Source organism: uncultured Lutibacter sp. (assembly GCF_937891065.1).
In the GTDB taxonomy this organism is placed as follows: domain Bacteria; phylum Bacteroidota; class Bacteroidia; order Flavobacteriales; family Flavobacteriaceae; genus Lutibacter.
Genome location: NZ_CALAEQ010000186.1, coordinates 1 through 2,978 on the forward strand (window position 1 = coordinate 1; position 2,978 = coordinate 2,978).

4 protein-coding genes and 1 pseudogene are annotated in these 2,978 nt (G+C 29.0%); 1 reads left to right on the forward strand and 4 read right to left on the reverse strand.

What is annotated here, in order from left to right; genetic code table 11:
* On the reverse strand, positions 1 to 395 hold a 395-nt coding region (locus Q0352_RS10200), incomplete at its 3' end, for a TrmH family RNA methyltransferase (RefSeq protein ID WP_299527197.1).
* A 53-nt stretch (positions 396 to 448) separates the two neighbouring features.
* Between Q0352_RS10200 and Q0352_RS10205 the strand changes: the two genes are divergently transcribed.
* Positions 449 to 1,138: an NAD-dependent deacylase gene (locus tag Q0352_RS10205; RefSeq protein WP_299527198.1), complete on the forward strand. Its 690-nt coding sequence runs from the start codon at positions 449 to 451 to the stop codon at positions 1,136 to 1,138.
* On the opposite strand, the gene Q0352_RS10210 is transcribed toward Q0352_RS10205, so the two are convergent.
* The 3 genes and pseudogenes from Q0352_RS10210 to Q0352_RS10220 all read right to left on the reverse strand — a co-directional run.
* A complete protein-coding gene (locus Q0352_RS10210) occupies positions 1,113 to 1,586 on the reverse strand; it encodes a DUF6495 family protein (protein ID WP_367274629.1) in 474 nt (157 codons plus the stop codon). The two genes, Q0352_RS10205 and Q0352_RS10210, sit on opposite strands and share 26 nt — an antisense overlap.
* 25 nt (positions 1,587 to 1,611) lie before the next feature.
* Positions 1,612 to 2,649, reverse strand: coding sequence for a quinone-dependent dihydroorotate dehydrogenase (locus Q0352_RS10215; protein WP_299527199.1), 1,038 nt, complete (start codon positions 2,647 to 2,649; stop codon positions 1,612 to 1,614).
* 78 nt (positions 2,650 to 2,727) lie between these two features.
* A pseudogene (locus Q0352_RS10220) lies at positions 2,728 to 2,978 on the reverse strand (phenylalanine--tRNA ligase subunit beta); the annotation flags it as partial.

The following is a 2,978-nucleotide window of genomic DNA, read 5'->3' on the forward strand; positions in this document are numbered from 1 at the left end:
GATTTTTGTGAAATATCAAAATCTTGTAACAAGCAAGACTCATTATGAGGTGTAGTTGCAATAATTTTATACCCTTTACTTCTTAAATCATTAATACATGCTAATGTATTGTTGGTCTCCTTTTCCTTAAAAAGATTAAAATTCAACCATTTTTGAGCTCCTTTTGCCACTTGGTTTGAAGCATAAAACTTATACTTATTTTGAATGACATGAACATCTTGAATTCCAAAAATTTCACAACTTCTAACTACTGCACTTGCATTATGTGGTTGGTAAATATCTTCAATAGCAACTGTAAAATGTCGTGTTCTATCATCAAGTACTTTATGAAATAAAGTTCTCCTTTTATCTGATACAAACTGCTCTAAATATTCAATAAATTTATAATCTACCATTCAATATTATCTTTATTCAAATATAAAATTTTACTTTTGAATAAATATGTAATATGAAAAAAATTGTTATTCTTACTGGAGCTGGAATAAGTGCTGAAAGTGGTATTAAAACTTTTAGAGACGCAGATGGACTTTGGGAAGGTCATGACGTTATGCAAGTTGCTTCCCCAATGGGTTGGGAACGTGATAAAAATTTAGTGTTAGATTTTTATAATAAGCGCAGAGCTCAATTAATGCAAGTAGTACCAAACGAAGCACATCATGCATTAGCATTATTAGAAAAACAATTTGAAACTACTATTATAACTCAAAATGTTGATGATTTACATGAACGTTCGGGAAGTAAGAACGTGATACATTTACATGGTGAATTATTAAAAGTACGTAGCACTAACAATGAGAATCTTATTTATAAATGGGGAAAAGATTTACATCTTGGAGATTTAGGTGAAGATAACCATCAGCTAAGACCACATATAGTTTGGTTTGGTGAAGCCGTACCTATGTTAGATAAAGCCATAGAAATAACAGCAATGGCTGATATTTTAATTATTATAGGAACATCTATGCAGGTATATCCAGCGGCAAGTTTAATAAATTTCATAAAGCCTAAAACGCCTATCTATTTTATTGACCCTAAACCAACAATTGCGGAAAATCAATATTCAAACCTAAAAATTATAGCTAAAAAAGCTTCTGTTGGAGTTCCTAAAATAGTTATGCAATTAATTGAAAAATTGTAGTAAATAATTCACCTTTAGAAATTTGGCTTCCCATTTCAATCATTTTGAAAATTTCAATATTACGATCTTCTGAATATTTTTTAGAAGCTTTAAAATATTCAACACTATCAGCTAACGGGTTTTTTAAAAACCAATGATAATCATCACCATTCAAAAAACTTTTGGTTGTATCATTTAATTTAATGTAAATCCGTATGATTTCCTTTGAATTACATTTAAATAAATTAATATCGTTTTCTGAAATATGTTCTAAATATTCAGTTTTTGTTAACACATCTTCCCAAACAACATCACTAAATACATTTAACTCTTCTTCTGCAACTAAGGGTTTTTCTTTTTTTATAGTATTCCATTCATTTGCATCAATTTGTTGAGTTGCTAAGAATTTAGAAAATTCATGATGCAATTCTAAAAACTGTTCTTTTGTTAATTGTCTATATTTCATCATAAGCTATTAAATTAATGACCCTTTTTTAGTTTTGATTTCTAAGAATAGCCTTATTAATTTTTTTTACCAATGCAGGTCCTTCATAAATAAAACCAGTGTAAATCTGAATTAAATCAGCACCCGCGTTAATTTTTTCCAATGCATCTTCAGCAGAGTGAATTCCTCCTACTCCAATAATTGGAAATGCTTTACCCGAAGTTTCCGCTAAATATTTAATGACGGCTGTACTCCTATTTTTAATGGGCTTACCGCTTAAACCACCATTTCCTATAAGCTCTAAATTTTCTTTGGAAGCAATTAAACCTTCTCTATTAGTAGATGTATTTGAAGCTATAACACCTTCAATATTGGTCTCTGCAACCAACTCAATAATCTCATCCAATTGCACAGTATTTAAGTCGGGAGCAATTTTTAACAATATAGGTTTTTGCTTATTAAATTTTTTATTTTCTTTTTGAACCTCAGAAATCAATTCTAATAAATACGCTTTATCATTCAATTTTGCGTGGCTACTTACATTGGGGCAACTTACATTTAGCACAAAATAATCTACATACGGATGTAGTTCTTTAAAACAAGCAATATAATCTGCTGTATAATGATCAGGCATGGTTGCTGTATTTTTACCAATATTACCACCTATTAATATGTTCCCTTTGTTCTTTTTAAGCTGTTCAGTTGCAGCTTTAACCCCTTTATTATTAAAACCCATTCGGTTAATAAGTGCGTTATCAGTTTTTAATCTAAATACTCTTTTCTTAGGATTTCCTTCTTGAGCTATTGGTGTAACCGTTCCAATTTCAATAAAACCAAAACCGAAATTTGCTAATTCATTGTACAATACTGCATTTTTATCGAAACCAGCAGCCAAACCAACCGGATTTTTAAAAGTAAGTCCAAATAATGTACGTTCTAATTTTTTATTATTTACTTGAAATAAAGTTCTAAAAAGGAATGGTAATCCAGGTATTTTAGAAGCAAGCTTTATAAGTGAAAATGTAAAATGATGAATTTTTTCAGGATCGAAGAGAAAAAATAATGGACGAATGATACTTTTATACATTGAATATGGTTTGTGCAAAATTAAAAAAAAAGCCTTTAGAAAAAATTTCTAAAGGCTAAATATTAAGTTCATATAACATTAGCGTAAAATTGCACCCACATTTTTTTCAAAAGTTTGTTGCAGTTTTTGCATTATTTTATCAATTTGTTTCTCATCTAACGTTTTATTTTCATCCTGAATTAAAAAACTAACTGCGTATGATTTTTTCCCTTCTTCTAATTTTTCTCCTTCATACACATCAAATAAATCTACTTCTTTTAAATAACTTTTTTCAGCTTGAAATGCTAAATTATAAATTTCACTAAAAGTAATTTCTTTATCCAATAATA